The 23,996-nt window shown below is 67.5% G+C and carries 27 protein-coding genes, 1 tRNA gene and 1 riboswitch; of the genes, 17 read left to right on the plus strand and 11 right to left on the minus strand.

What is annotated here, in order from left to right:
• Window positions 1-6: 6 nt before the first annotated feature.
• On the minus strand, window positions 7-495 hold the full coding sequence (locus EV380_RS13795; protein WP_130451618.1) for a DUF3817 domain-containing protein: 489 nt from the start codon (window positions 493-495) through the stop codon (window positions 7-9).
• 79 nt (window positions 496-574) lie between these two features.
• Window positions 575-645, plus strand: a riboswitch (guanidine-III (ykkC-III) riboswitch).
• 15 nt (window positions 646-660) lie between these two features.
• On the opposite strand from EV380_RS13795, the gene EV380_RS13800 reads away from it, so the two are divergent.
• Entirely contained in the window at window positions 661-975 is a 315-nt protein-coding gene (locus EV380_RS13800) for a DMT family transporter (RefSeq protein ID WP_102158646.1), read from the plus strand.
• On the opposite strand, the gene EV380_RS13805 is transcribed toward EV380_RS13800, so the two are convergent.
• Window positions 972-1,220: a cell division protein CrgA gene (locus EV380_RS13805; protein WP_102158647.1), complete on the minus strand. Its 249-nt coding sequence runs from the start codon at window positions 1,218-1,220 to the stop codon at window positions 972-974. The two genes, EV380_RS13800 and EV380_RS13805, sit on opposite strands and share 4 nt — an antisense overlap.
• Window positions 1,221-1,324: 104 nt before the next feature.
• Between EV380_RS13805 and EV380_RS13810 the strand changes: the two genes are divergently transcribed.
• Genes EV380_RS13810 through EV380_RS13815 form a run of 3 tightly spaced genes read left to right on the plus strand, consistent with a single transcriptional unit; the run spans window position 1,325 to window position 3,003 of the window.
• Window positions 1,325-2,164 (plus strand): class E sortase, encoded by an 840-nt coding sequence (locus EV380_RS13810; protein WP_242607636.1) that lies wholly within the window; start codon window positions 1,325-1,327, stop codon window positions 2,162-2,164.
• Window positions 2,165-2,173: 9 nt separating this feature from the next.
• Entirely contained in the window at window positions 2,174-2,344 is a 171-nt protein-coding gene (locus EV380_RS16670; protein ID WP_165391973.1) for a hypothetical protein, read from the plus strand.
• Window positions 2,341-3,003 (plus strand): anthranilate synthase component II, encoded by a 663-nt coding sequence (locus tag EV380_RS13815; protein ID WP_102158648.1) that lies wholly within the window; start codon window positions 2,341-2,343, stop codon window positions 3,001-3,003. The genes EV380_RS16670 and EV380_RS13815 overlap by 4 nt, the downstream gene beginning before the upstream one ends.
• A 5-nt stretch (window positions 3,004-3,008) precedes the next feature.
• On the opposite strand, the gene pknB is transcribed toward EV380_RS13815, so the two are convergent.
• The 7 genes from pknB to EV380_RS13850 are packed head-to-tail and all read right to left on the minus strand — an operon-like array spanning window position 3,009 to window position 12,304.
• Window positions 3,009-4,997, minus strand: a complete 1,989-nt coding sequence (pknB, locus tag EV380_RS13820; protein ID WP_130451619.1) for a Stk1 family PASTA domain-containing Ser/Thr kinase — start codon at window positions 4,995-4,997, stop codon at window positions 3,009-3,011.
• Window positions 4,998-6,809, minus strand: a complete 1,812-nt coding sequence (locus EV380_RS13825; RefSeq protein WP_130451620.1) for a protein kinase domain-containing protein — start codon at window positions 6,807-6,809, stop codon at window positions 4,998-5,000.
• Entirely contained in the window at window positions 6,806-8,272 is a 1,467-nt protein-coding gene (locus tag EV380_RS13830; protein ID WP_130451621.1) for a peptidoglycan D,D-transpeptidase FtsI family protein, read from the minus strand. Before EV380_RS13830 ends, EV380_RS13825 begins: the two co-directional genes overlap by 4 nt.
• On the minus strand, window positions 8,269-9,636 hold the full coding sequence (locus EV380_RS13835; RefSeq protein ID WP_130451622.1) for an FtsW/RodA/SpoVE family cell cycle protein: 1,368 nt from the start codon (window positions 9,634-9,636) through the stop codon (window positions 8,269-8,271). Before EV380_RS13835 ends, EV380_RS13830 begins: the two co-directional genes overlap by 4 nt.
• Window positions 9,629-11,062 (minus strand): Stp1/IreP family PP2C-type Ser/Thr phosphatase, encoded by a 1,434-nt coding sequence (locus EV380_RS13840; RefSeq protein WP_130451623.1) that lies wholly within the window; start codon window positions 11,060-11,062, stop codon window positions 9,629-9,631. The genes EV380_RS13835 and EV380_RS13840 overlap by 8 nt, the downstream gene beginning before the upstream one ends.
• 1 nt (window position 11,063) lies before the next feature.
• The gene (locus EV380_RS13845; protein ID WP_130451624.1) at window positions 11,064-11,540 is read right to left on the minus strand and encodes an FHA domain-containing protein FhaB/FipA; all 477 of its coding nucleotides are present in this window, start codon (window positions 11,538-11,540) and stop codon (window positions 11,064-11,066) included.
• On the minus strand, window positions 11,537-12,304 hold the full coding sequence (locus EV380_RS13850) for an FhaA domain-containing protein (RefSeq protein ID WP_130451625.1): 768 nt from the start codon (window positions 12,302-12,304) through the stop codon (window positions 11,537-11,539). Before EV380_RS13850 ends, EV380_RS13845 begins: the two co-directional genes overlap by 4 nt.
• A gap of 350 nt (window positions 12,305-12,654) precedes the next feature.
• Between EV380_RS13850 and EV380_RS13855 the strand changes: the two genes are divergently transcribed.
• From EV380_RS13855 to EV380_RS13885, 7 genes are all read left to right on the plus strand, one after another.
• Window positions 12,655-12,741: transfer RNA gene (locus EV380_RS13855), tRNA-Leu, on the plus strand.
• 124 nt (window positions 12,742-12,865) lie between these two features.
• Window positions 12,866-13,285 (plus strand): hypothetical protein, encoded by a 420-nt coding sequence (locus EV380_RS13860; protein ID WP_130451626.1) that lies wholly within the window; start codon window positions 12,866-12,868, stop codon window positions 13,283-13,285.
• A 229-nt stretch (window positions 13,286-13,514) separates the two neighbouring features.
• On the plus strand, window positions 13,515-14,213 hold the full coding sequence (locus tag EV380_RS13865) for a dienelactone hydrolase family protein (protein ID WP_130451627.1): 699 nt from the start codon (window positions 13,515-13,517) through the stop codon (window positions 14,211-14,213).
• Window positions 14,214-14,228: 15 nt separating this feature from the next.
• Entirely contained in the window at window positions 14,229-14,660 is a 432-nt protein-coding gene (locus tag EV380_RS13870; protein WP_102158740.1) for a universal stress protein, read from the plus strand.
• A gap of 123 nt (window positions 14,661-14,783) precedes the next feature.
• A complete protein-coding gene (locus EV380_RS13875; protein WP_130451628.1) occupies window positions 14,784-15,641 on the plus strand; it encodes a LysR family transcriptional regulator substrate-binding protein in 858 nt (285 codons plus the stop codon).
• Window positions 15,642-15,666: 25 nt separating this feature from the next.
• Window positions 15,667-15,951: a hypothetical protein gene (locus EV380_RS13880; RefSeq protein ID WP_130451629.1), complete on the plus strand. Its 285-nt coding sequence runs from the start codon at window positions 15,667-15,669 to the stop codon at window positions 15,949-15,951.
• Entirely contained in the window at window positions 15,948-16,280 is a 333-nt protein-coding gene (locus EV380_RS13885; RefSeq protein WP_130451630.1) for a hypothetical protein, read from the plus strand. The genes EV380_RS13880 and EV380_RS13885 overlap by 4 nt, the downstream gene beginning before the upstream one ends.
• 200 nt (window positions 16,281-16,480) lie before the next feature.
• Here EV380_RS13885 and EV380_RS13890 read toward each other — a convergent pair whose 3' ends face one another.
• Window positions 16,481-17,881, minus strand: a complete 1,401-nt coding sequence (locus EV380_RS13890; RefSeq protein WP_130451631.1) for a GntP family permease — start codon at window positions 17,879-17,881, stop codon at window positions 16,481-16,483.
• Between the two features lie 38 nt (window positions 17,882-17,919).
• Entirely contained in the window at window positions 17,920-18,444 is a 525-nt protein-coding gene (locus tag EV380_RS13895; protein WP_130451632.1) for a gluconokinase, read from the minus strand.
• 210 nt (window positions 18,445-18,654) lie between these two features.
• Here EV380_RS13895 and EV380_RS13900 point away from each other — a divergent pair, with 210 nt between their 5' ends.
• From EV380_RS13900 to EV380_RS13925, 6 genes are all read left to right on the plus strand, one after another.
• On the plus strand, window positions 18,655-19,374 hold the full coding sequence (locus tag EV380_RS13900) for a FadR/GntR family transcriptional regulator (RefSeq protein WP_130451633.1): 720 nt from the start codon (window positions 18,655-18,657) through the stop codon (window positions 19,372-19,374).
• Window positions 19,375-19,669: 295 nt separating this feature from the next.
• Complete coding sequence (locus EV380_RS13905) at window positions 19,670-19,945, plus strand: hypothetical protein (RefSeq protein ID WP_130451634.1); 276 nt, start codon at window positions 19,670-19,672, stop codon at window positions 19,943-19,945.
• A gap of 28 nt (window positions 19,946-19,973) precedes the next feature.
• The gene (locus tag EV380_RS13910) at window positions 19,974-21,245 is read left to right on the plus strand and encodes a carboxylate--amine ligase (RefSeq protein WP_130451635.1); all 1,272 of its coding nucleotides are present in this window, start codon (window positions 19,974-19,976) and stop codon (window positions 21,243-21,245) included.
• A gap of 81 nt (window positions 21,246-21,326) precedes the next feature.
• Window positions 21,327-22,172: an enoyl-CoA hydratase/isomerase family protein gene (locus tag EV380_RS13915; RefSeq protein WP_130451636.1), complete on the plus strand. Its 846-nt coding sequence runs from the start codon at window positions 21,327-21,329 to the stop codon at window positions 22,170-22,172.
• A 2-nt stretch (window positions 22,173-22,174) separates the two neighbouring features.
• Window positions 22,175-23,002 (plus strand): alpha/beta hydrolase family protein, encoded by an 828-nt coding sequence (locus EV380_RS13920; protein ID WP_130451637.1) that lies wholly within the window; start codon window positions 22,175-22,177, stop codon window positions 23,000-23,002.
• A gap of 82 nt (window positions 23,003-23,084) precedes the next feature.
• Window positions 23,085-23,996: a carbohydrate kinase family protein gene (locus tag EV380_RS13925; RefSeq protein ID WP_102158751.1), complete on the plus strand. Its 912-nt coding sequence runs from the start codon at window positions 23,085-23,087 to the stop codon at window positions 23,994-23,996.

A 23,996-nucleotide genomic window follows, 5' to 3' on the forward strand; every position in this document is an offset into this window, starting at 1 on the left:
CGCGCGTCAGCCGACGGGCGGCCCCGCCTGCAGGAGCGCGATCGTGATCGCCGCGACGGCGAGCACACCGAGGCCCAGCGCCACGAACGGGCGGGCCAGACACCAGGCCTGCGCGCGTTCGATGAGGGTCCGCGGGGCCTCGGCCGCGGGGCCTGCGAGCCGCCATCGTGCGGAGAGCCGGCCCGTGCGTTCGGCCCACTTCTCGAAGGGCAGCGTCGCGAACGGGACCACCGCCGCGACGAGCGAGGCGGCGCCCGTGCCGAGGCTCCAGCGCTCGTTGACCCACACGAAGATGCTGGTCAGCCCGTAGGCCACGGTCGCAATGCCGTGTACCAGGCCGAAGACCGAGACCAGAACGTCCGTCACCCCGGAGTACTTGAAGACCATGCCGATGATCAGCAGGGCCCAGGTGATCACCTCGGCGAGGGCGACGGCGGCGTAGAACCGGCGCGGGGAGACGCGCGGTTCGCGGGCAGTGGCGGTGGTCTCGGTCATTGCTCAGTCCTGGTGGAGTTGGAGGTGGGTGCTGCAGCTGGCGTCACAGACATCGAGGGCACCATGGTGCTACCTTGGCGTCGGGCCGCTTCGAATGTCAGTGGTCCCCGGACGAGGGAGCCGTACCCGGAAGGCGACAAGACGGCCGTCGAAAGGCAGGCAGTCATGTCTTGGTTCATTCTCGTGCTTTCAGGAGTATTCGAAGCCGTCTGGGCGGTCGCCCTCGGCAAGTCGGAGGGATTCACCAAGCTCGTCCCGTCGCTGGTCTTCGCCGGCGGGTTGCTCGTCTCCATGGCCGGGCTGGCCTGGGCTATGAAGGAAATCCCCACCGGAACGGCGTACGCGGTCTGGGTTGGGATCGGAGCCTCCCTGGCCGTGGCCTACGGGATGATCTTCGGCGGCGAGTCGATGAGCTGGATCAAGATTCTCCTAGTCACCGGGCTGATCGCCTGCATCGTCGGGCTGAAACTCGTCGACTAGTGCCAGCGGGTCGTCATGAAGAAGCCGACCATCGCGATGCCGAAACCGATGATGATGTTCCAGCCGCCGGCGGCCGCGATGGGGAACAGGGCCTGCGTGATGTAGTAGGTCACGACCCACAGCAGTCCCAGGATCATCGAACCGAACATGACGATCTTGTACCAGAGCGGGAGTGGCTTCCGCTCGGTCGAAGCCGCCGGATCCTGTTGGGCGCGAGCCTTGCGGCGCGTCTTGGATTCGGGCACTGAAACTCCTGAAATATGGGTCGCGTCTTCGTTAGTCTGGTTACACCATACTAGCGAACCTCGTGCCCCGGCCGCGGTCCGTTTCAAGTCCTGAGGAGCGCCACGTGTCTGCACCACCCGAAGGGTCACTGGACGCCATGCTCAACGACGGCGGGGCACGCGCGGCCGCCCGGGACCGCCGGCCGCGGCGGAGGTACTCGCGCGGTGGCGCCGTCGTCGGCGTCATCGGGGAGCTGCTCATCACCGCGGGCGTCATCGTGCTGCTTTTCGTCGCGTGGGAGCTGTGGTGGACCAACTTGGAGGCCGACCGCAACCAGAACGATGCGGCCACCAATCTGATCGAATCCTTCGAGCGGCCCGAGGCGATCGCGGCCCCGGGGGATCCCGTGGACCCGGAGGACCAGGCAGCCGACGACGCGGAGCAGTTCGGCCCTCCTCCGGCGGCCACCCTCGAGGACCCCGGCACGTTCGCTCTGATGTACGTCCCGCGTTTCGGGGAGGACTGGGTGCGGCCGGTGAGCAGCGGCGTCGGACTGGACGTGTTGAACAACCTCGGCATCGGGCACTATCCGGAGACGCAGATGCCCGGCGAGGCCGGGAACTTCGCGGTCGCAGCGCACCGGCAGACCCACGGTCAGGTGTTCTACGACATCGACAAGCTGCGCGACGGGGACCGCGTGTATGTGCAGACCCGCGAGGGTTTCTACCAGTACCGCTACACCGGCACGGAGATCGTCTCTCCGTCTCAGGTCGACGTGCTGGCGCCGGTCCCCCGGCAGCCGGGCGCCGAGCCGACGTCCTCGGTCCTGACCTTGACCAGCTGCCACCCGCTCTTCACGACGCGGGAGCGGATCATCGCCTACGCGGAGCTCGAATCCTTCCGGCCGGCCGATCACGGCCCGCAATTCGCCATCATGTCCGCCTACGAGCGCACGCAGAACTAGGAGGACCTCATGTACGCATGGATGTTCAGGCAGCTCCCGGGCCCGGTGTGGGTGCGGCTTCTCATTTCGCTCGTCCTGCTCGCCGGGATCATACTGGTGTTGATGATGTATGTCTTTCCGTGGGTCAGCGACCAGCTGAGCCTGTGGACTCAGTCGACGATTGGTTTGGTGACGCGATGACCGCCCGCATTCTGGTGATCGACAACTACGACTCGTTTGTCTACACCCTCGTGGGCTACCTGCAGGAGCTGGGCGCGGAGACGACCGTGGTCAGGAACGACGACGTCACCCTCGCCGAGGCGATCGAACTCGCCTCGGCCCGCGACGGCGTCTTGGTCTCCCCCGGCCCCGGCGATCCGGCCGGGGCGGGCGTGTGCATCGAGATGATCCGCTGGTGCGGCGAGGAGCTGAAACCGATGCTCGGCGTGTGCCTGGGCGAGCAGGCGCTGGCCGAGGCGTTCGGCGGCACCGTCACGCACGCTGAGGAACTCATGCACGGCAAAACGTCGCTGGTCGACCACGACGGGACGGGCGTCTTCGCGAACCTGCCCAGTCCCTTCACCGCCACTCGCTACCACTCGCTGGCCGCCGTGCGGGAGTCGATTCCGGACGTCCTGCGGATCACCGCGTGGACAGCGCCCAACGAGGCTGCGCCGGGGGGCACCGTGATGGGCCTCGCCCACAAGACTGCACCCTTGTGGGGCGTGCAGTTCCACCCGGAGTCGGTCCTGACGGAGGGCGGCTACCTGATGCTCGGCAACTGGCTCGAGTCACTCGGCGTCGAGGGCGCGGCGCAGCGGGCCGCGACGCTCAGCCCGCTGATCAGTTCCATCAGCTAGTCCGCTCAGTCGTCTTCCGACGGCGACTCGGACGGCGCTTCGCTCTCGGACGGCGACTCGTCGGCGGACGGTGATTCGCTCGGCTCCTCTGACTCCTCCTCGGTGGGAGTCGGCGACGGCGTGGGTGATGGAGGAGCGACGGCGACGTCCACCGTAACCGTCCCGCCCTGCTCGATGTCGTTGCCCGGTTCTGGGGACTGATCGACGATGGTACCTGGCGAAACGACCGCGTTCTCGACCTCGTTCACCGTGATGTTCAGGCCGTAGGCGGGATCGGAGAGGAGTTCTTCCGCCTCCTCCACCGTCAGCCCGCTGAGCAGGTCCGGCACCGAGACCATGCCGGTCGAGAGCGTCAACTCCACCGTGCTGCCACCGGCGACGGGGTCGCCGGCTGCCGGGTTGGTCCTGATGACGCGGTCGGCCGGGACCGTGGCGCTGTTCTCTTCCTTCATCTCCGTTTCGACTTCGAGCCCCAGTTCCTCGAGGGTCGCCCGGGCGCTCGACTCGGTTGCGCCGGCCAAGTCCGGGATCGTCACCGAGGAAGGGCCCTTGGAGATGAGCAGCACGACGGCGGAATCGACACGGAGGGACTCGCCCTCGCCGGGCCGGGTGCCGATCGCGAAGCCTGATTCGACGTCGTCGCTGAACTCCTCGACGATTTCGGCAATCCGCAGGTTCTCCGCGAGCAGCGCGTTCTGGGCGTCCGTCTGGGTCATGCCCTCGACGGCCGGGACCTCGACCCGTACGTTCTGGGCCTGAATCTGTTGCGACCAGTTCCAGACGAACCAGCCGCCGCCGCCGACGACGAGCAGCGTCACGAGGGTGAAAACGATGATCCAGGCACGGCGGCGGCGCTTCTCATAGGGGGAGCGTTCGCGTGCGTGGGCGCCGATGGTATGCCCGCTGTCCTCGTGCGCACTGTCCTCGTGCCACGAATCTTCGGGGGTTGTCGCGTGCGGGGCTGCTGCGGTCATCGCGACGGTGGGATCGGATGAATCATGTGTCGGCAGGGCCGAGGTCTCCGCGGACGGCAGCGACAGAGCCTCGGTGGCCGCCTCCGACTCGTCGAGGCCCGCCGCAGCCGCCGCGGTGCCGATGAGCTGGGTGGGAGCTTCAGCCGGGTCGTCCGAATACGGGACGCCTTCGCGTGCTTCGCGCAGGGCGTGGGCAAAGGCTGCAGCGTCTTGGAAGCGGTTCTCACGGTCTTTCTGCAGCGCCTTGGCGAGCAGGGGATCGAAGGCGGCGGGAACGTCGTCGTTCAGCGCGCTCGGCGCCAGAGCGTCCTCGCCCACGTGCTGGTAGGCGACCGACACGGCGGAGTCGCCGACGAACGGCGGCCGGCCCGTGAGCAGTTCGAAGAGCAGGCAACCGGCGGAGTAGAGGTCGCTGCGGACGTCGACGTTCTCGCCACGCGCCTGCTCGGGGGAAAGGTACTGGGCGGTTCCGACGACGGCCTGCGTCTGCGTCATCGTCGCCGCGGAATCGGCGAGGGCCCGGGCGATACCGAAGTCCATGACCTTGATGCTGCCGTCGGCGGTGACCATGACGTTCGCGGGCTTGATGTCGCGGTGCACGATCGACATGCGGTGGCTGTAGGACAGGGCGGAGAGCACACCCAGCGCATAGTCGACGGCCTGGTCGAAGGAGACCTCGTCGGAGGCGAGCAGATCTCGAAGCGTCCGGCCGTCGACGTACTCCATGACGATGAACGGGACCTTCAGCCCGCTTGCGGACTCCGCGTCCGTACCGAGCTGCTCCTCACCCGTGTCGTACACCGAAACGATCGCCGGATGATTGAGGCCGGCGACGGCCTGCGCCTCCCGGCGGAAGCGGGTCTGGAACATCGGATCCCGCGCGAGGTCGCGGCGGAGCAGCTTGATGGCAACCTCACGGCCGAGGCGCGTGTCGCGGCCGCGGTGCACGTCAGCCATGCCGCCGCGCCCGATGAGCGCGCCGACCTCATAACGGTCGTCGAGGAGTCGAGTCTCAGTCATCTAGCTGGCGGGGGACTCGGACGGGGTGGGGTTCGGGGCTGACTCGGGCGTCTCCGACTCCTCGGTGTTCTGGGGGCCCTCCGAGACCGTGTAGGCCACGTCTGAGCCCTCGTCCACGGATTGGCCGCTGCCGGGGTTCACCGCGACGACCGTGCCCGCGGGCTGGTCCGAGGCCACCGTGCCGCCGTGCACCGGAACGAGGTTTGCGTTCGTGAGCGCGCTGCGGACTGCGGCCTCGGTCTTGCCCGTGAGCCCGTTGGGCACAGTCACCTTCGAGGGCTGCTCGGGTGCGACGGCGTAGCGTACGGCGATTGTCGTCCCCAGGCGCTGCTCCCCGGACGGGGAGACGGCGAACACGGTGTTCTCCGCGTATTCCTGGTTCTCTTCGCCTTGGGCGTCGACCCGGAAGCCCAGGTCCTCCAAGCGCTCCATAACGGATTCGAGCTGCTGACCCAGGTACTGGTTTTCCCGGATCGTGGCCGTCTCCGGGTCGGGCGCCTGTGTCGTGGGGTCGTTGTCGTTCCCGTCGGACGTTTCGGTCTCGGTCGGTGTGGGCGTGTCGGAGGGGGTCTCGGACGCCGTCTCCGACGGTGTCTCCGAGACGGTGGTCGACGGTGAACCGGAAGCGTCGGGGTCGTCGTCGTTTCCGGTCAGCAGCGGGAACAGCAGGGCGCCGAGGATCGCGAAGACCACGAGCACCAGCAGGGCGATGAGCGGCCAAGTCCACGGGCTGCGGCGGTTGCGCGCGAGCTCGTTCGCGTCCTCCTCGGACTCCTCGTCGTCACCGGGGGTCCAGTCGCGACTGGCGCCGACGACGGAGGCGAATTCGTCGCCCTCGCCCTCGCCTTGGCCCACGACCGGAAGCGACGACGTGTTGGTGCCGGCGACGGTCTGCGCCTGGGTCGGGGCGGAATCCGGACGGATGACCTGGGTGGAGGCCGTTCCCGAGGCGAAGAGCAGCATGCCAGGAACCGCGGCCTCAGCGGCGCGCGGGTTGTTCGCCCGCAGCGCTTCGGCGGCCTCGGCCAGCTTGTTCGCGTTGGCGGGGCGGTCGCCCGGGTCCTTGGCCAGCATCGACATCAGCAGCGCGCGCACGTTCGGGTCCACCGTGTCGGGCAGCGGTGGGGGAGTGTCGTTGACCTGGGCGAGTGCGATCGCGATCTGCGATTCGCCCGAGAAGGGACGGCGGCCGGCAACGCACTCGTAGCCGATGACGCCGAGCGAGTACACATCGCTCGAGCCCGTGGCCTGCTGGCCGGTGGCCTGCTCGGGGGAGAGGTACTGGGCCGTTCCCATGACCTGACCCGTGGCGGTGAGCGGCACCTGATCAGCGAGGCGGGCGATGCCGAAGTCGGTGATCTTCACCCGGCCGTCAGGCAGGATGAGGATGTTGCCCGGCTTGACGTCACGGTGAACGAGGCCCAGCTCGTGGGCGGCGGCCAGCGCACGGGCGGTCTGCGCGATGATCGACAGCGTCCGGTCGGCGTTGAGGACGCGCTCGCGTTCGATGATGGCCGAGAGTGGACGGCCGGGGACCAGCTCCATGACGAGGTAGGCGGATCCTTCTTCCTCGCCGTAGTCGAAGACCGAAGCCACGCCATTGTGGTTCAGCAGGGCGGTGTGCCGGGCCTCGGCGCGGAAACGCTTGAGGAAGCCCGGATCGCCGGTGTATTCCTCCTTGAGGATCTTGATGGCGACCACGCGGCCGAGCACCAGGTCTTGGGCCTTCCACACCTCGCCCATGCCGCCGATAGCGATCCGGTCGGTCAGTTTGAACCGACCGCCCAGGGTGATTCCCGATGTAGGCCTCACTTGTTGAACACCGCCTCTAGGATCTTCTTCATGTTCGGACTGGTCAGTGTGTGGCCGGTCTCGTAGTCAATATTCTCGGCGACGATTGTCACCGCGTACTCGGGGTCGTCCGCCGGTGCGAAACCCGTGATCCAGGAGTTCACCGTGTTGGTCGGATTTCCGTTGGCGTCGACTCGGCCGGTCTGGCCGGTGCCCGTCTTGGCTGCGATCTCCAGGCCGGGGACCTGGGCGGCTGCCGCGGTGCCACCCTTGAGGGGTTCGCGCATGAGCTCTGTCACCTGGTCCGCGACTTCCTTGGTCGTCGCTGTGCTGAACTCTTCCGGCTCCGGCTGCTCCAGCACCTTGAGGTCGGGGGCGATGATCTCGTCGATGAGGTTCGGCTTCATGATCACCCCGCCGTTCGCGATGCCCATCGAGACCATGTTCATCTGCAGCGCCGAGGCCTTGACGTCGAACTGGCCGATCGACGAGAGCGCGAGCTGCGCGTCGTCCATGTCGCTCGGGAAGACGGAGGTGGCCACGCGCTGCGGGATGTAGAGCTGCTGGCCGAAGCCGAAGCGCTCGGCGACGTCCCGCAGGGCGTCCTCACCCACGGAGTCGGCGATCTCGACGAACGGGGTGTTGCAGCTCTGCCCGATGATGAAGTGGAGCGTCGCCTTCTTCTGCTGCGTGCAGATGCCCTCGTTGAAGTTGCTGATCGGACGCGAGGTGCCTTTCGGCGTCGCGGTCTCCGGGTTGTCGATCTCCGTCTCGAGATCGTAGTCGCCCGACTCGAGGGCGGCCACGACGTCGAGGATCTTGAAGGTCGAGCCCGGGGCGCTCAGGTGGCCGATCGCCGGGTTGATGTAGGGGCTCAGGTTGGAGCGGCCGAGGATGGCGTCCATGTTGGCGGTCGCCTGCGACGTGCTGTGGACCGCGAGCTCGTTTGTGTCGTACGTCGGCTTGGAGACCATGGCCTTGATATCGCCGGTCTTCACCTCGGAGACGATGGCGGTCATCGGCACGTCGTCGGGCAGGATGTCGTAGATCTGCTGCTGCAGCTGGCCGTCGATCGTCAGCTGCACGGACGCGCCCTCTTGGCTGTTGCCCGAGATCATATTCATCATGCGGTTGAAAACCTGACTGTCGCCGCGTCCGGTGAGCCAGTCGTTGAGGTAGGACTCCAAATGGGTCGAACCGTGCGCGAGCGAGTAGAAGCCGGTCAGGTGGGAGTACAGCTCCGGCTCGTTGTAGACGCGCTGGTATTCGAACTGTCCGTCGGTCTTTACGGATTCGGCGATCGGATTGCCGTCGACGAGAATCGCGCCGCGGGCCAGGTCGAAGTCGCGGAAGAGCTGCCGCTTGTTCAGCGGGTTGGCGTTGAGCTCGTCGGCAGCGAAGAACTGGATGTAGGAGAGCGAACCCATGATCGCGACGAAGAAGACGATCACCGCGATCCAGACGTTGCGGATGGCCTGGTTCATGCGTTCGCCCCTTTCTTCAGGACGACCTCGTTGGTCAGGTCAGCGCTCGGGACGGGTTTGCGGGCATTGTTCGAGACCAAGAGCAGCAACGCGATGATGATCCAGTTCGCCAGCAGCGACGAGCCGCCGGCGGCCACGAAGGGCGTTGTCAGTCCAGTGAGCGGGATCAGCCGCGTCACGCCCCCGATCACCACGAAGCACTGCAGGCCGATGGTGAAGGACAGCCCCGATGCGAGCAGTTTGCCGAAGGCGTCCCGGGTGCCGAGCGCGGCGCGGATGCCGCGGCTGACGAGCAGGACGTAGAGGAGGACGACGGCGATGACGCCGATGAGTCCGAGCTCCTCGCCGATCGCTGTGATGATCATGTCCGAATTGGCGTAGGGCACGAGGTCGGGCCGTCCGTTGCCGAAACCGGTGCCGAAGAGGCCGCCATTGGCGAGCCCGAACATGCCTTGGACGATCTGATGGGACCCGAATTGGGCGTTGATGACCTCCGGGTCGAAGGCGTTGATCCACGCGTTGATACGCCGTTCGACGTGACCCATGAACTGGACGGCGAACACGCCGCCGACCGCCACGAGGCCGAGGCCGATGAGGATCCAGCTGATGCGCGCCGTGGCGACGTAGATCATGGCCATGAAGAGGCCGAAGAACAGGATCGCCGAGCCGAGGTCGCGCTGCAGGATCAGGACACCGATGCTGATGATCCAGGCCAGGACCATGGGCGCCATGTCGCGCACGCGGGGCAACTGAAGCGGACCGATCTTCCGTCCGGCCAGCAGGATCAGGTCGCGGTTGCTGGAGAGGTAGCCGGCGAAGAAGATGGACAGCGTGATCTTCGCGAGTTCGCCCGGCTGGAAGGACATGCCGCCGATGAAGATCCAGATGCGGGCGCCATTGACGGGTTGCCCGAGACCCGGGATGAGAGGCAGGACCATCAGCACGGCGGAGACGACCAGGCAGATGTAGACCGCGCGGCGCAGGATCCGGTGATCACGGATCGCCCAGATGACCGCCATCGCGGCAGCGATGGCTACGCCGGTCCACATCAGTTGCCGAGTGGCCGCGGTGTCTCCCGTGGTGATGTCCAGGCGGTGGATCATGGCCACGCCGATGCCATTGAGGGCGACGACACAGGGAAGTATGATCGGATCGGCATATTTCGCCCAAATCCGCAGGACGATGTGCATTCCCAGGGCCAGGGCGCACAGGATGGCGCCCTGTTTTGCGAACTCGGGGGAGAGGCCCTCGGGGTTGCTGAGCCCGGCGAGGTAGCCGGCGCCGACGGCGACAAGCATCGCCAGGACAAGCAGCCAGAGCTCGGTGTTCCGGCGCGAGATCGGTGCGGTGCGCAGCTCACTCATCGTCGGCCTCCAGACAGTAGGACGGAAGTTTGGCCGTAACGTCCTTCTCGTCCTTGTCCTCGCCCGGGACGACGACGGGGCAGGACCGGCGAGCGGTCACGAGCAGCTCGGAGACCATGTCCTGGGCGTGCTCGAGATCCCGGGAAGGCAGTGAACTCTTGATGCGCTGCTGGGTATATGCCGGCAGGGCGTCCAAGGGGATGTCGGTGACCGAGTCGAGCTGGGACAGTTTGACCGGCCCGAGATCCTGGGAGACGCCGTTGAAGATCGCGACCCGTCCGTCGTAGTTGCCGACGTAGTACTGGGTCTGCGTCCACACGTAGCCGAACCACAACACCGAGGCCAGGAGCAGGCCCATCAGGGTCAGGAAGATCGGGATCAGCAGCCGCCGGCGCGGCGCCTGCTGCTCCTCGTGATGCTCGAGTACTTCGGCCTGCTGGGTCGGCGTCTTGTGCATGAGCAGGGCGGCGGCCCGCTTCTGCGCGGATCGCGTCGTCACCATCGGGATGTGGCCCGTCTGCGTCGCCAGGAGCGCGGACCCGACGAGAGCATGCGGCCGGTTGTTCATCTCATGTCGGATGATCGCGGCGCTGGCCTCGATGTCCTCGGAACCGGTGATGCGCTGCAGCATGCCCGTGTCCACGGATTCCTCGGGATCGACGGCCGCTTCGAGGGAGACGAACGGCGTCGTCATCGGCTGGTCGTCGTCCTCGACGACTTCGATGACGACGACGGTCACGTTGTCGGGGGAGCCGTTGTCGAGGGTGACCTGCACCAGGTCGTCTGCAGTTTCCTGGAGGTCCTTGGTGCCACGGACGATCTGCTCGATGACGGGGTCGGAGACGACGGCGTTCAGGCCGTCGGAGCAGAGCATCCAGCGTTCGCCGGGTGACACCGGGAACTGATGGATGTCGAGTTCGGGGCTCGCGTCGGAGTCCCCGAGGACGCGCAGCAGGACGTTCTTGTGGGGGTGGTTCTCTGCCTCGGCCGGGGAGAGGCGCCCCTCCTCGACGAGCCGCTGCACGAACGTGTGGTCGCGGCTCATCTGCGTGAACTTGCCGTCTTTGAGCCGATAGGCGCGAGAATCTCCAATATGCGCATATTGGAATGTGTCGCCGGTGAGCAGCAGGGCCGTCACCGTGGTCCCCATCCCGGAGAGCTTCGGGTTGGCGCTGACGAGTTCGTTCAGGATGGAGTTGGCGGCTTGGATTTCGTCCGGCAGGACGGTCTCGACGTCTTCGGTGGTCTCCTGGTCCAGGTGGACAAGGTCCAAGACCGTCGATGCAGAGGCGACGTCGCCGCCGACGTGTCCGCCCATGCCGTCGGCGACGATCGCGAGGTGGCGCCCGGCATAGGCCGAGTCCTGGTTGTTGGACCGGACCTTTCCGACGTCGGAGGCCGCGGCGAAACGGAGGGTGAACGCCACGTCAAGTCCTCAGTTCCATGACGGTCTTGCCGATGCGGATCTGCTGGCCCAGTTCGACCGGCTGAGCGCGGGTCAGTTGGGACTCGCCCAAGTAGGTGCCATTCGTGGAGCCGAGGTCTTCGATGAACCAACGGCTGCCCTGCGGGAAGAGGCGTGCGTGCCGAGCGGACGCGTAGTCGTCGATGAGGACCAGAGTGGCTTCCTGCGCGCGGCCCAAGAGGATCGGGCTGGCGGCGAGTTCGATGCTGGTGCCGGCCTGTGGGCCCTCGACGAGCTCGAGGGCCGTCGGGTGCTGGCGTGGAGCCTGCTGCGAGGGCTGCTCCCCGGTCTCGGTGCGCGCGGGGGCAGGGGCAGGTGCCGCGGCGGCGCGCTTTCCGATCATGAGGTCACGGCGCAGGGCCCCGACGATGCTGAGGATGAGGATCCACAGCAGGATCAGGAAGCCGAGGCGCATCGCGGTGAGCGCGAGTTCGGTCACTGCTGACCTCCAGTGCGTTGGGGCAACATTCGGAAGGTGATGCGGGTGCGGCCCATGCTGATGATGGAACCGTCGAAGAGTTCTGCGCGCCCGTCGACCTTCTGGCCGTTGACGTAGCTGCCGTTCGTCGATCCCAGGTCCACAGCCCACACCTTGCCGTGCTCCGAACGGATTTCCAAGTGCTTGCGTGAGACACCTGTGTCGTCGACCTCGACATCGGCCTCCGATGAGCGGCCCAGAATGATGGATTCCGAGTTCAGGCCATAGCGTTTGCCGTTCATCTGCAGCACCGGCTGGAGCTTCGGGGCGGCGACCGTCGCGGGAGGTGAGCCGGGCGACGGCGCGGGGGCCTCCGTCGTCGTACTGGGCCGCGGTGCGCGCGGCGCGGCGGAGTCGCGAGCGATCCGGGCGTCGACGGTGAGGTTGCCCTCGCGCGCGTCTGCATCCTGCTCGAAGACGACTTCGACGCGGCCGGTGAGCGTGTAGTGCTGGCTCTTGGCGTGGGCGATCACGACGTCGCACAGTTCCTCGGCCAGTGCCGTGCCGTACTTCTCGACCTTGTCGTAGTCGGCTGGTGCGAGGGCGACGGTGAACTTGTTGGGTGCGGTGGTGCGCCCCTGGGCGACCGTGAGGGTGCCGCGGTCCATCTGATTGCGCAGCTTGCTGGCGATCTCGACCGGCTGGATCCCGCCCCCGCTGGAACCGCGGAAGACGCTGGTGACCAGCTTCTCGAGGCCGCGCTCAACATTGTCGACAAGGCCCATGGGCGCTGCTCCTTCCGGTCGGTTCGTAGCGGGTGTGAATCACGTGACGCATGTCGATACTACTTGCCGCACCCCTGAAGGGTGTTGAGAAAGCACACAGCCTGCTCGGATCGCAACGAATCTGGAACAAACATGGTTCCCGCCGGCGGCCGAGAAGGGACGGCGCGAACTGGCCGCCGAACCGCGGAATCGCGGGGGAGGGAAGGGTGGGCGCGCGGTCGGCTGCGCACCCCGGGGGTGAGCCTGCTCACGGGATGGGCGCCGATTAGGCGGATCTGGCGAAGTGTGGATAAGATAGTTCTCGCTGTTCGGCGAGGTATCGTCGTGCGGAACAAGTGAATATCACTCATGCGCGAGTGGCGGAATTGGCAGACGCGCTGGCTTCAGGTGCCAGTGATCGCAAGATCGTGGGGGTTCAAGTCCCCCCTCGCGCACCACGCGAATAGAGGCGGCTTCCCTTCGGGGCGGCCGCCTCTGTCGTTAATCCGTGGACCCCGACTTGCGGCACCGGCTGACGTTCCGGCGACCGAGTATTCTCGCCGTAGGACTGAGGGAGGGTCAATGGGGAGCTATGCGAGGACGGCGACGGCGGCCGCGGTGTTGGTACTGGCGGCGTCTCTTTCGGCGTGTGCGGGGCCGGCGAGCGTCGCCGATTCCGAGTATGCGGGTGTGCCGCCCGAGGTTCGAGACCACTGGGACACGTCGCGGCCCCAGGCGGAGCCCGTCGTGTTCGTCGACGAGGACGGGAGCGCCCACCTGGTGACGCGGGGGAGTTCGAGCTGCCCGCTGATCCCCACCGAGTTCGATTCCGACGACGACGAATGGGAGTTCGCGCTCGGCCAGGACCAAACGCAGCCCTGTACGGACGACCTGGCGCCCATGACGTACGTTTTCGATGATGCTCCCGAGCCGACCCCGGAAATCGCGACGGTCAGGGACGTGCGCGGGGAGCGAGTGCAGGTCGACGTCGTCGGCCCGTAAGGAGGCGTGGTTCAGGGCATGATCTCCGCCACGATCCCTGTTATTGCAGGGGAAGCGCGGCTAGAATCGAAGCGTCAGTTCGGTGCGGACGCACGATTCCGATCACCGAACCCGCACGACAATGATGTTGAATCTATTCGTAACCTGCATCACATGCATAGACTGGCTCGAACAGCCGCCTAGGCTGAGCACGAATTGAAACGAACCATTGTCGCGCGAAGGGAGTGTTGTGGCGGAACAGACCCCACACCAGAACGTCACCTTTCAATCAGCCGGGCGCGAAGCCCACGGGTATCTCGCGGTTCCCGAGGACGGGCAAGGGCCCGGTGTCATTGTGGTCCAGGAATGGTGGGGGCTGACGGACCACATCCGCGACGTGGCCGACCGGCTGGCGGCGGAGGGGTACGTGGCGCTGGCCCCGGACCTTTTCGGCGGGCGGACCACGCACGACGCCGACGAGGCCGGACAGATGATGTCCGAGCTTCCGGCCGAGGAGGGTGCCCGCCTGCTGGCCGGTGCAACCGACTACCTGCTGGGTCGCGAGGAGGTCGCGAGCCGCACCGTTGGCGCGATCGGCTTTTGCATGGGCGGCGGCTTCGTGCTGGCGCTCGCTGCGCAGCAGGGCGAGAAGGTCTCCGCGGCCGTCCCGTTCTACGGGGTCGGCCAAGCGGTGCCCGATTCGTATGAGGACCTCACGGCGGCCGTGCAGGGCCACTACGCGCTGCAGGATCAGATGTACCCGGCCGACGCGGCACGGGAGCAGGAGCGGCAGATCCGCGAGGAGTCGGGCGCCGACGTCGTGTTCCACTACTACGACGCCGGCCACGCCTTCCACAATGATGAGAACACCGCGGGCAACTACAGCCGCGAGCACGCAGAACTCGCGTGGGATCGAGCCATCTCGTTCCTGCGAGCACACGTCAAGTAAATAAGGAGATACACCATGTCCGGAACCGTCATCGTAGGTGTCGACGGCAGCACCACGTCCTTCAAGGCCGCCACCCGCGCAGCCACCGTCGCCGCGGGCCTCGGCGCCACCCTGACCGTCGTGACCGCTTACGCCAAGGACAGCACCGAGGTCGTCGAGATCGGCAACGACACCTGGGTCCTGGACTCGGCTGAGCAGGCCGACAAGCTGACCAACCAGGTCGCGTTCAAGCTCCGCGAGGTTGTCCCGGGCGCCACGATCGTCACCAAGGCCGTCAAGGGGAAGCCGACCGAGGCTCTCGTCACGGCCGCCGAGGAAGAGGACGCGCAGCTCATCGTCGTCGGCAACGTCGGCATGAAGGGCCTCGGCCGCGTGCTCGGCTCCGTCGCCACCTCCGTGGCGCACAACTCGCCGTGCGACGTCTACGTGGTCAAGACGGACGCCTGATCGTCCCGTAATCGCGCGCAGTACGACGGCGCCGCTCACCACCCGTGGTGAGCGGCGCCGTCGTCGTTCCGGGCCTTGGCGCGGCCCGAAGGCGCCCGCGGGACGGCCCGGTAGGGTTGTGCCGTGGAAGAGCGAGCGCAGGAATCGAACGGGCGGGCCGGACTACGGGTCGCGTATGTCCCCGGCGTGACGCCGGGCAAGTGGTTGGACCGCTGGAACGAGCGGCTGACCGTTCCGCTCGAGGCGGTCCTGCACGACGACGGGGACCCGCTCGAGTTGTTGGATGACGGGCGCGCCGATCTGGTGTTCGTGCGCTTCCGGGAGGACGAGTCGCCGGTCGGCCCCGCGCTGCACTGCATCCCCCTCTACACCGAGCTTCCGGTGGTGTGCGCGCCGAAGGAGCACATCGTCGAGGCGTACGAGGACGAGGTTCCCTACGCGGAGATCGCCGATGAGACGTTCTTGGATCTCGCCGACTATCCGGCGGAGGCCGGCGGAGCGCGGATGGCGCTCGAGGTCGTCGGCACAGGCGCCGGGCTGCTCGTGCTGCCCATGTCCGTCGCGCGGCTCTACCACCGCAAGGACGTCATCCACCGCGTGTTGACGGGTGCTCCGGAGAATCAGGGCGGCACGACCCGGATTGGCCTGGCGTGGCCGCGGCCGGACATCAAGGACGCTGACCTCGAGGCGGCGCTCGCGGACCCGGAGAGCGACGAGGCCAAGCGCGCCGCGCTCATCGAGGAGTTCGTCGGGATCGTGCGCGGGCGCAAGGCGACGTCGTCGCGGCAGCCCTCGGTGCGCGAGCGTGAGCAGGCCGAGGCCGCGAAGGCGCAGAAGCGCCGTCAGGGCGCAGACAAGGCCGGCGCGGCGAAACGCGGGCCGAAGCAGGGCGGCAAAGCGGCGCCGAAGGGCGGCCAGCGCGGAGCGGGTGGACGCGGCGGGCCCAAGCGTGGCGGACCGAAGCGCGGCAAGCGGAAGTGACCCAGCCGCAGCGTCAGGGGAAGTGATGACGTTCGTTCACGACACCGGACGAGTCGAGGCGATCGAGTCGGCGAGCCTGGAGGCCGTCGTCGTGCGCGTGCAATCGACCACCGCGACCTATCTTGTGACCGTGACGGAGCCCGACGCGGAGGTCTTGACGCGCCGCGGTGCGGAGCTGATCGGCGTGCCGCTGCAGTTCACGGGTTTTGTCGGCGCCGACGCGTCCGACGACGGCGTGACCCGCCTGCTCGCGCGCCGGGCCGGTGTGGACGTGCTGGGTCTGCCCGCGCAGACGCGGGGTGCGGCGTGAGCGGGTACGTTGCCGACGCCGGCGTCGTCGTGGCGGTCAGGCGGACTCCGTCCGACGCTCCGGGTAGGGGCCTGGCGCAGGCGGCCATCGAAGTCACGGCTGTTCCAACGGGCGAAATCGAGTCCGAGCGCCGCTATGTGCTGGAACTCTTCGATGCCTATGCAGAGTTCGTTGAGGCGGAGGCTGGACGCCTTCGGGGGCTGATGGTGCTCTTCGGTGGCCACCTCCGGACGGAGCCGGAAGTGCCGTTGAGCGTCGCGGTGACGTCCTTCGCGATCGCGCTCGAGTCGTTGGACATCCTGCTGGAGCGGCGAGAAGAGCCTGTCTAGACGCCGACCGCCGAGTGGATCCCGTCGATGACGGGCCCCGTGACCGCAGGGGCCAACCCGGCTCGAGGTCATCGCGGCAGATTCTTCTCGGCCGGGCGGCTGCGCGACCGTCGTCGTGCGGGTGGCGCGGACGACGTGCAAAAACGGGGGGAATGCGTTACGCATTCCCCCCCCGTTTCTGACGGTCATCGCTGCGGCAGTCAGCCGATCGACGCCAGGAGGTAGACCACGGCGGCCAGGGCGAACGCCATGAGCGCGATCAGGGTCTCCAGGACGGTCCACGTCTTCAGCGTGGTCTTGACGTCCATGTCGAAGAAGCGGCCGACGAGCCAGAAGCCCGAGTCGTTGACGTGGGAGGCGATGACCGAGCCGGCGGCCACGGCGATGACCATGGCGGCCAGCTGCATCTCGTTGAGGTCGGCGGCCAGCACAGCGGAGCTCAGGAGGCCCGCCGTCGTCGTGAGCGCGACCGTGGCCGAGCCCTGGGCGACACGGATGATCGAGGAGATCAGGAAGCCGGCGAGGATCAGGGGGATGCCGAGGCCTGTCAGCGAGGACTCCAGCGCGTCGCCGATGCCGGACGTGCGGAGCACGCCGCCGAACATGCCGCCGGCGCCCGTGATGAGGATGACCGAGGAGACCGGGCCGAGCGCACCCTCGAGCGTCTGCTCGACGGCGGACTTCTCCATGCCGCGGCCGGTACCGATCGTCAGAACGGCGACCAGCAGGGTGATGAGGAGGGCGACGGGCGTCGAGCCGATGGCGAGCAGGAGCTGGAACCAGCCGGCGTCCGCGGAGCCCTCCGGCAGCACGCCGGCCTCGGACAGGGTGCTCAGTCCGGTGTTGAGGAAAATTAAGACCAGGGGGAGGAGGAGCAGTGCGACGACGGTGCCGAACTTCGGCGGGTTGGCCTCGTGCTGTTCGTCGGCGCGGCCCAGCAGGTTCGGGATCGGGAGGTCCCACTTGCGGCCGGCCCACCGACCGAAGAGGTAGGAGGTCACGTACCAGGTGGGGAGGGCGATGATCAGGCCGATCAGCAGCACGAAGCCGACATTGGCCTCGAAGAAGGTCGCGGCGGCCACGGGGCCCGGGTGCGGCGGGACGAAGACGTGCATCACGGAGAACGCGCCGGCCGCGGGCAGGCCGTAGAGCAGCACCGAGCCGCCCAGGCGGCGGGCGACGGCGAACACGACCGGCAGCATCACGACGAGGCCGGCATCGAAGAAGATGGGGAAGCCGAACAGCAGCGACGCGACGCCGAGCGCGAACGGTGCGTGCTTCTCGCCGAACCGACCGATCAGGGTATCCGCAAGGACTTTGGCGCCGCCGGAGATCTCGACGAGGCGGCCGAGCATCGCGCCGAGGCCGACGAGGAGTGCCACGGCCGCGAGCGTCGAACCGAAGCCCTGCGTCAACGTCGAGACCACGTCACCGGCGGGAATACCCGTGGCGAAAGCGGTCAACAGGCTGACCAGGATCAGCGCAACGAAGGCGTGTACGCGCAGTTTGATGATGAGGAAGAGCAGGACGAGGATTGCGGCGGCGGCGATGCCGAGCAGGGGTCCCGCCCCGAGGGTTTGAGTCCAACCTTCAATGGTCATGGGATTCTCCGGATGGTCGAAGTGGTGGTGATGATCGGTCAGGCGTTGACGCCGCGCAGCACCTGAAGTGCCGCGTCGAGGAGTGCGTCGGGGGTCTTGTCGTTGACGAGCACCGCGCCGGGCTCATCGTCGGTCAGCGGCTCGAGGGTGGAGAGCTGGCTTGGCAGGAGGCTCGGCGGCATGAAGTGCCCGCTGCGCTGCGAGATGCGCTCGCTCAGCAGCTCCGGTGTCCCGCTGACGTGCAGGAAAACGACGTCGCCGTCGGCCTCGCGGAGCAGGTCGCGATAGCTGTGCTTGAGGGCGGAGCAGGTGACGATGGTGCCGCCCGCCTGGTTCCGCGACATCCAGTCGCGGATCTCCCGCAGCCACGGCCAGCGGTCCTCGTCCGTCAGTGGCGTCCCGTTGCGCATCTTGTCGATATTGGCCCGGGGGTGGAACTCATCCGCTTCGGCGTAGGGCCAGCCGAGTTCCTCGGCCAGCATCTGGGCCAAGGTGGTCTTTCCGGACCCGGCGACACCCATCACCACCACGTGGGTAGCTGGTTCGGTGCGTGTGCTTGCCATCTTGACTCCTTCTGGGCGGCGGTGGCCAGGCGCCCGAGCGGCGCGGAATGTGATCTACCTTATAGGCGTTACACAAAGATAACATCTTTTTGTGATTAAGGTAATACCTTTGTCATGAGTTGTTCGTGTAGGAGCTTGCGCCAATGCCCAATCCCGGCTGTGACCTCAGCGCATGCGGAGGGCGCGACGAATCTCGCTAGGATCGATGTCATGCCGAACGACGACGTTGCCGCCCTGCTCCAGAACCCCATCCTCGAGGTTCTGGGCCGCGAGATCGTCGACGGCGTCCTCACGTCGGGCGATCGTCTCACCCTGGAGACCTTGCAGGAGCGCTTCGGCGTCTCCCGGACGGTCATGCGCGACTGCATGCGCGTCCTCGAATCCCTGCGCATGGTCGTCTCGCGCCGCCGCGTCGGCCTCGTCGTCCAGGAACCCGATGCGTGGAACAAGTTCGACCGTCGCGTCATCCGGTGGCGCCTCGCCGGGCCGGGGCGCGAGGAGCAGTTCACCGAGCTCACCGAACTGCGCATCGCCGTCGAACCGCTCTCCGCGGCCCGCACCGCGCGCGGAGCGAGCGCCGTGGTGCGGGACCGGCTCACGGAACTGGCCGCGAACATGCGCCGACTCGGCGAGGCCGGGCAGCTCGAGGAGTTCCTCGAGGCGGACATCGAATTCCATCAGCTGCTGCTGCGCTCGAGCGGGAACTCGATGTTCGCGCAGCTCGACGGCGTCATCGCCGAGGTTCTGACCGGGCGCACCCAGCAGGGATTGATGCCGTTCCACCCGCGTGCGGAGGCCCTCGCCGAGCACGAGGCCGTCGCCGACGCAGTCGCCCGCCGCGACCCGGAAGCCGCGGAGCGCCATATGCAGGTGCTCGTCGACGAGGTCCGGCGGGCGATGGATTCACCCAACCCGGCCGACGGCAAATGAAGCTGTTGCCGCCGGGCGATGGCGGTGGCGTGGGTGCGATCCAGTCACAGTTTGGCCGCGTGCTGGTTGATCAGAGGAATCGGTGAGGAATTCAGGAGAGAGCACCCCGGAGGGAATCCGCTGGGCTTCTTACGCTTCGACGGAAGATCCGCTCGAGAGTCCCGAATACAGGGACTACGTTCTGGGGAACACTTTCAGCCACGTGCCTACGGAAGACGGTCGACGGCTGATTGCAGACGCAAGCCGAGAGCGACTGGCCGCCGCCGGTCGTGCAATCCCCCAAAGTTCCGAGGAGATGCTGGCAGAACTGGTCAAGTACTACCGGGAGCACAGGCCGTCAATGCCGGGCGAGGCGGAAGCCTCCATCGTGATCGCCGTTGCAGCTGCTGTCGTGGCATCGGCCCGTGCGGCGGGTACCCACTGGATCATGGGCGCCAAGGGGTGGCCGGTCCTGGCGGATCGCGACGGTCGGGAGCGCTTCGATGCACTGTGCGCCGCCTACGACTCCGTCTACCGCAACGGAGAGCATCCGCTCGTCCTGCTCGACCATACGTTCCCTGCTTCAGCCTGATCCCAGCCGCGCCCGATAGATTGGGTCCATGCGCGTTCCCGATTCTCAGCCCTTCGTCCCGGTAATCCTCGGCGGCGACATCGGCACCTACTCCCTCGCTCGCGAGTTTCACGAGGCCTACGGCGCCGTGAGCGTCGCCGTGCCCGCCGGTGGGAACGGCGTGATTGAGCACTCCGTGGCCGTCGACGTCCGTCCGGCCGGGACCATGGAGGAGGACGACGTCGTCGCGCACCTCCAGGAGCTGGCCCGCGAACTGGGTGCCGGCCGCGCCCGCCCGCTGCTGCTGTTCGGCTCGCTCGACCTGCACGTCACGATGATCACGCGGAACCGCGCCGAGCTGGAACCGGCCTACACGATCCCGTACGTCTCGCTCGAGATGATCGAGATGGCCGCGCTCAAGGAGAACTTCTACGAGCTCTGCGACGAGCTCGGTATCCCGCACCCGCTCACGCACGTCTACACGCCAGGCTCACGTCGGATCCCGGAGGACCTGCCGTTCCCGCTGATCGGCAAGCCGTCGGATTCCTCCGGCTGGGTGGCGGCCAAGTTCGCCGGCAAGAAGAAGGTGCACACCATCGCGGACCGCGCCGAGCTCGAGGACCTGCTCGGCCGCATCGATTCCAGCGGTTACAAGGGCCGGTTCATCCTGCAGGAGCTGATTCCCGGCGGTGACTCCAACATGCGTCTGGCCACGTTCTATGCCGACGCCGAGGGCAGCGCCCGCTACGCCGCCTACGGCGAGGTGGTCGTCGAGGAACACGCGCCGATCGTGCTCGGGAATTCGGCCGCGATCGTCACGGGCGTGCCGGACGCCGCCGCCGAGACGTTCATCGAGCAGGGCGCGACGCTTCTCGAGCGGTTGGGCTGGCGAGGTTTCGCGATGTTCGACGGCAAGCTGGACCCGCGCGACGGCGTCGTGAAGTTTTTCGAGCTGAACCCGCGTCTGGGCCGCAACCACTACTACCTGACGGCGGCCGCCTACGCCGACGACTGGGCCTGGGCGAACCCTGCCCGCGTCTACGTCCGCGACTACCTCGGCCCCGCCTACGAGGATTCCGTGCCGCCGGAGGGGCTCGCCGTCTCGGACTCCGAGCTGCTCTACACGGTGCTCCCGAAGGCCCTGCTGCGCCGGTACCTCGTGGGAGCCGTGGGCGAGCGCGCAGCGGGTCTGCTCGCCACCAGGACGACGACGAATCCGCTCGCCTACCGCGCTGAGCGGCACCCGCGCCGCTGGTTCTATGTGGGGGCCGCGCTGCTGAACCAGTTCCGCAAGTTCAAGCAGTATCCGCCCCGCCGCTGACGGCCCGGGGGCTATTGGTTGGGCGCGGGATCTGGCAAGCTGGCGGTAAGGAAGACCCGCAACGCGAAGGAGCATGCAGGGATGAGCGACGACGTCCTCGACGCCGCGACCGACTACGAAACGATCCTCGTCACGCGGTACGGCCCCGCGCTGGTGGTCACCGTCAACCGGCCGCGAGCGCTCAACGCGCTGGCGCAGCAGGTCGTGGCCGAGCTTCTCGATCTGACCGGACGGCTCGTCGAGGCTCTGCCGAGCGTGGACGCGCCGGCGGCTGGCGAGTGGGTCTGCCGCGGTGTGATCGTCACCGGCACCGGGGAGAAGGCTTTCGTCGCCGGCGCCGACATCCGCGAGATGTCCGGCATGACGCCGGAGCAGGCCGAGGCCTACGCCCGGGACATGCATCGGGTGACACTGAATCTCGAGGCCCTGCCCGTGCCGGTCATCGCCGCAGTCAACGGCTTCGCGCTCGGCGGCGGCTGCGAGCTCGCGATGGCGTGCGACTTCATCTACGCGAGCGAGAACGCCGCATTCGGCCAGCCGGAGGTCTCCCTCGGCCTCGTCCCGGGGTTCGGCGGCTCCGTCCGCCTGCAGCAGCGCGTCGGCGTCGGCATAGCGCGCGAGCTCATCATGACCGGGCGCCGGATCACGGCAGCCGAGGCCCATCGGATCGGCCTCGTCAATCAGGTCTTCGCGGACCACGCAGCGCTGCTGGACGCCGCACGGGACACCGTCGACACCATCGCCGCTCAGGCGCCGACGGCCGTGGCCAACGCCAAGGCGACCATGAACGCCGTCGCGCACCGCTCCGTCGCCGACGGGCTCGACGTCGAGGCGGCCGCCTTCCGGGCCGCGTTCACGACCGAGGACTCGCGCATCGGCCGCGACGCATTTCTGTCCAAAGAATCCGCATCGTTCTCAGGAAGGTAGTCATGTCATCCGCTGCACTGAATATTTCCGATATCGCATATACGCTCGATCACTACGGCGACCTGCCCAGCCAATTCGTCGAGGTCATCCTGCCGGAGGGGCACGCCCGGGGCGTGGTCGTGGTGATCCACGGTGGGTACTGGCGGGCGAAATACGATGCTGAGCTCGGTCTTCCGCTCGCCGCCGACCTGGCCCGGAACGGTTGGGCCGCCGTCAATCTGGAGTACCGGCGCACCGAGTCCGAGGATGCGGAGGATGCGGGCGGATGGCCGGCGACGTTCGAAGACGTCGCGGCGGGCATCGACCACGTCCGAAAGGTACTGCCCGAGGCATATGTCGGGCTTCCGGTCTTTGCGCTGGGTCACTCGGCCGGCGGGCACCTCGCCGCGTGGGCCGCGAGCCGCACAGACTTTGCGCCCGGCACGGTGGGCGCCGACCCGGTTGTCGCCCTCGACGGCGTACTCAGCCAGGCCGGCGTGCTCGACCTGCACCAGGCCCACGAGCTCGGCTTGAGCAACGGCGCAGCACAGCTCCTCATGGGCTCGACCCCCGAGGAGGAACCCGACGCGTGGAAGCACGCCGACCCAACGCGGCTCGTCCCAGCGCCCGTGGACGTCGTCGTGCTGCACCCCGAGGCTGACGAGTCGGTGCCCGTATCGATCGCCCACTCCTACTGCGAGGCGGCGGCCGCCGCCGGGGGCGACCCGCGCTTTCGCGCGATCCCCGGCGACCACCTCTCCGTGGTCGATGTCGAGAGCCGGGCCTGGCAGATGTGCATGAAGGAGCTGGACCGCCTCGCGGAGGCGCACGGCTCCAAACCCGCCCGCTGAGGGCTGAATATTGGGTGAACTCGCTGACGGCGACGCTACGAGCCGGTAATGTTGGGTCGCAGACAAGCGAGGGGTTGAAACGTTGCTGACAGTCATGGGCGAGGGTCTCGTCGACGTCCTATCCGGCGGCATCAGCGCGCCCAAAACCTACGTGGGCGGCAGCCCGCTGAACGTGTCGGTCGCGTTGGCACGGCTCGGCCATGCGGTGACGTTCGTCGGCCGCTACGGCGACGACGGTCCCGGAACCATGATTCGCGACTACCTGCAGGCGAACTCGGTGCGCGAGGCGCTGGGCCCGGATGGGATGCCGACAAGCACGGCGCGCGGCACACTCGACCCGGCCGGGACCGCGACATACGACTTCGACTTCGCCTGGCAGCTGCCGGCGCTGAGCGAGTTCGAGTCCGCGCTGAAGGACGCGCAGCTGGTGCACACCGGGTCGATCGCGTGCGTTGTCGAGCCGGGAGCGTCCACGGTGCTGCACGCCGTCGAGACCGCACGTCCGCATGCGACGATCACCTACGACCCCAATATCCGCCCGACGTTCGTGCGGAATCACGCCGAGGCCGTCGCCCAGGCGGAGCGGTTCGTGAAACTGTCCGACGTCGTGCGGACCTCCGACGACGATCTCGACTGGCTCTATCCGCGCCGTAGCATCGCTGACTCGGCCCGCGCCTGGCGGCGCATGGGGCCGGCAGTCGTCGCGGTCACTCACGGTTCGCGCGGGGCCTCCGGGTTCGTCGAGAACGGCGAGGTCACGGTGCCCAACCGCACCGTCGAGGTTGCCGATAGCGTCGGCTCGGGCGACACGTTCATGGCCGCGCTGATCTCCGGGATCGTCGACCGCGAGCTCATCGGGTCCGCGCAGCGCGAGCACCTGCGCGCCCTGCCCGCCGACCAGTTGCGTCAGATTCTCGACTTCGCGATCCGCGCTGCGGCCGTGACCGTGTCCCGCGCTGGTGCCAACCCGCCGTACCGCAGCGAGGTTCAGTAG

The sequence above is a fragment of the Zhihengliuella halotolerans genome (assembly GCF_004217565.1).
Lineage (GTDB): Bacteria > Actinomycetota > Actinomycetes > Actinomycetales > Micrococcaceae > Zhihengliuella > Zhihengliuella halotolerans.

What these genes read in the sequence shown, in the direction of transcription:
- EV380_RS13835 (WP_130451622.1), bottom strand. Translation starts at nt 9,636, where the DNA reads ATGAGTGAGCTGCGCACCGCACCGATCTCGCGCCGGAACACCGAGCTC.
- EV380_RS13795 (WP_130451618.1), bottom strand. Translation starts at nt 495, where the DNA reads ATGACCGAGACCACCGCCACTGCCCGCGAACCGCGCGTCTCCCCGCGC.
- EV380_RS13815 (WP_102158648.1), top strand. Translation starts at nt 2,341, where the DNA reads ATGACCGCCCGCATTCTGGTGATCGACAACTACGACTCGTTTGTCTAC.
- EV380_RS13850 (WP_130451625.1), bottom strand. Translation starts at nt 12,304, where the DNA reads ATGGGCCTTGTCGACAATGTTGAGCGCGGCCTCGAGAAGCTGGTCACC.
- EV380_RS13830 (WP_130451621.1), bottom strand. Translation starts at nt 8,272, where the DNA reads ATGAACCAGGCCATCCGCAACGTCTGGATCGCGGTGATCGTCTTCTTC.
- EV380_RS13870 (WP_102158740.1), top strand. Translation starts at nt 14,229, where the DNA reads ATGTCCGGAACCGTCATCGTAGGTGTCGACGGCAGCACCACGTCCTTC.
- EV380_RS13905 (WP_130451634.1), top strand. Translation starts at nt 19,670, where the DNA reads ATGCTGGCAGAACTGGTCAAGTACTACCGGGAGCACAGGCCGTCAATG.
- EV380_RS13880 (WP_130451629.1), top strand. Translation starts at nt 15,667, where the DNA reads ATGACGTTCGTTCACGACACCGGACGAGTCGAGGCGATCGAGTCGGCG.
- EV380_RS13920 (WP_130451637.1), top strand. Translation starts at nt 22,175, where the DNA reads ATGTCATCCGCTGCACTGAATATTTCCGATATCGCATATACGCTCGAT.
- EV380_RS13890 (WP_130451631.1), bottom strand. Translation starts at nt 17,881, where the DNA reads ATGACCATTGAAGGTTGGACTCAAACCCTCGGGGCGGGACCCCTGCTC.
- EV380_RS13895 (WP_130451632.1), bottom strand. Translation starts at nt 18,444, where the DNA reads ATGGCAAGCACACGCACCGAACCAGCTACCCACGTGGTGGTGATGGGT.
- EV380_RS13900 (WP_130451633.1), top strand. Translation starts at nt 18,655, where the DNA reads ATGCCGAACGACGACGTTGCCGCCCTGCTCCAGAACCCCATCCTCGAG.
- EV380_RS13910 (WP_130451635.1), top strand. Translation starts at nt 19,974, where the DNA reads ATGCGCGTTCCCGATTCTCAGCCCTTCGTCCCGGTAATCCTCGGCGGC.
- EV380_RS13860 (WP_130451626.1), top strand. Translation starts at nt 12,866, where the DNA reads ATGGGGAGCTATGCGAGGACGGCGACGGCGGCCGCGGTGTTGGTACTG.
- EV380_RS16670 (WP_165391973.1), top strand. Translation starts at nt 2,174, where the DNA reads ATGTACGCATGGATGTTCAGGCAGCTCCCGGGCCCGGTGTGGGTGCGG.
- EV380_RS13915 (WP_130451636.1), top strand. Translation starts at nt 21,327, where the DNA reads ATGAGCGACGACGTCCTCGACGCCGCGACCGACTACGAAACGATCCTC.
- pknB (WP_130451619.1), bottom strand. Translation starts at nt 4,997, where the DNA reads ATGACTGAGACTCGACTCCTCGACGACCGTTATGAGGTCGGCGCGCTC.
- EV380_RS13800 (WP_102158646.1), top strand. Translation starts at nt 661, where the DNA reads ATGTCTTGGTTCATTCTCGTGCTTTCAGGAGTATTCGAAGCCGTCTGG.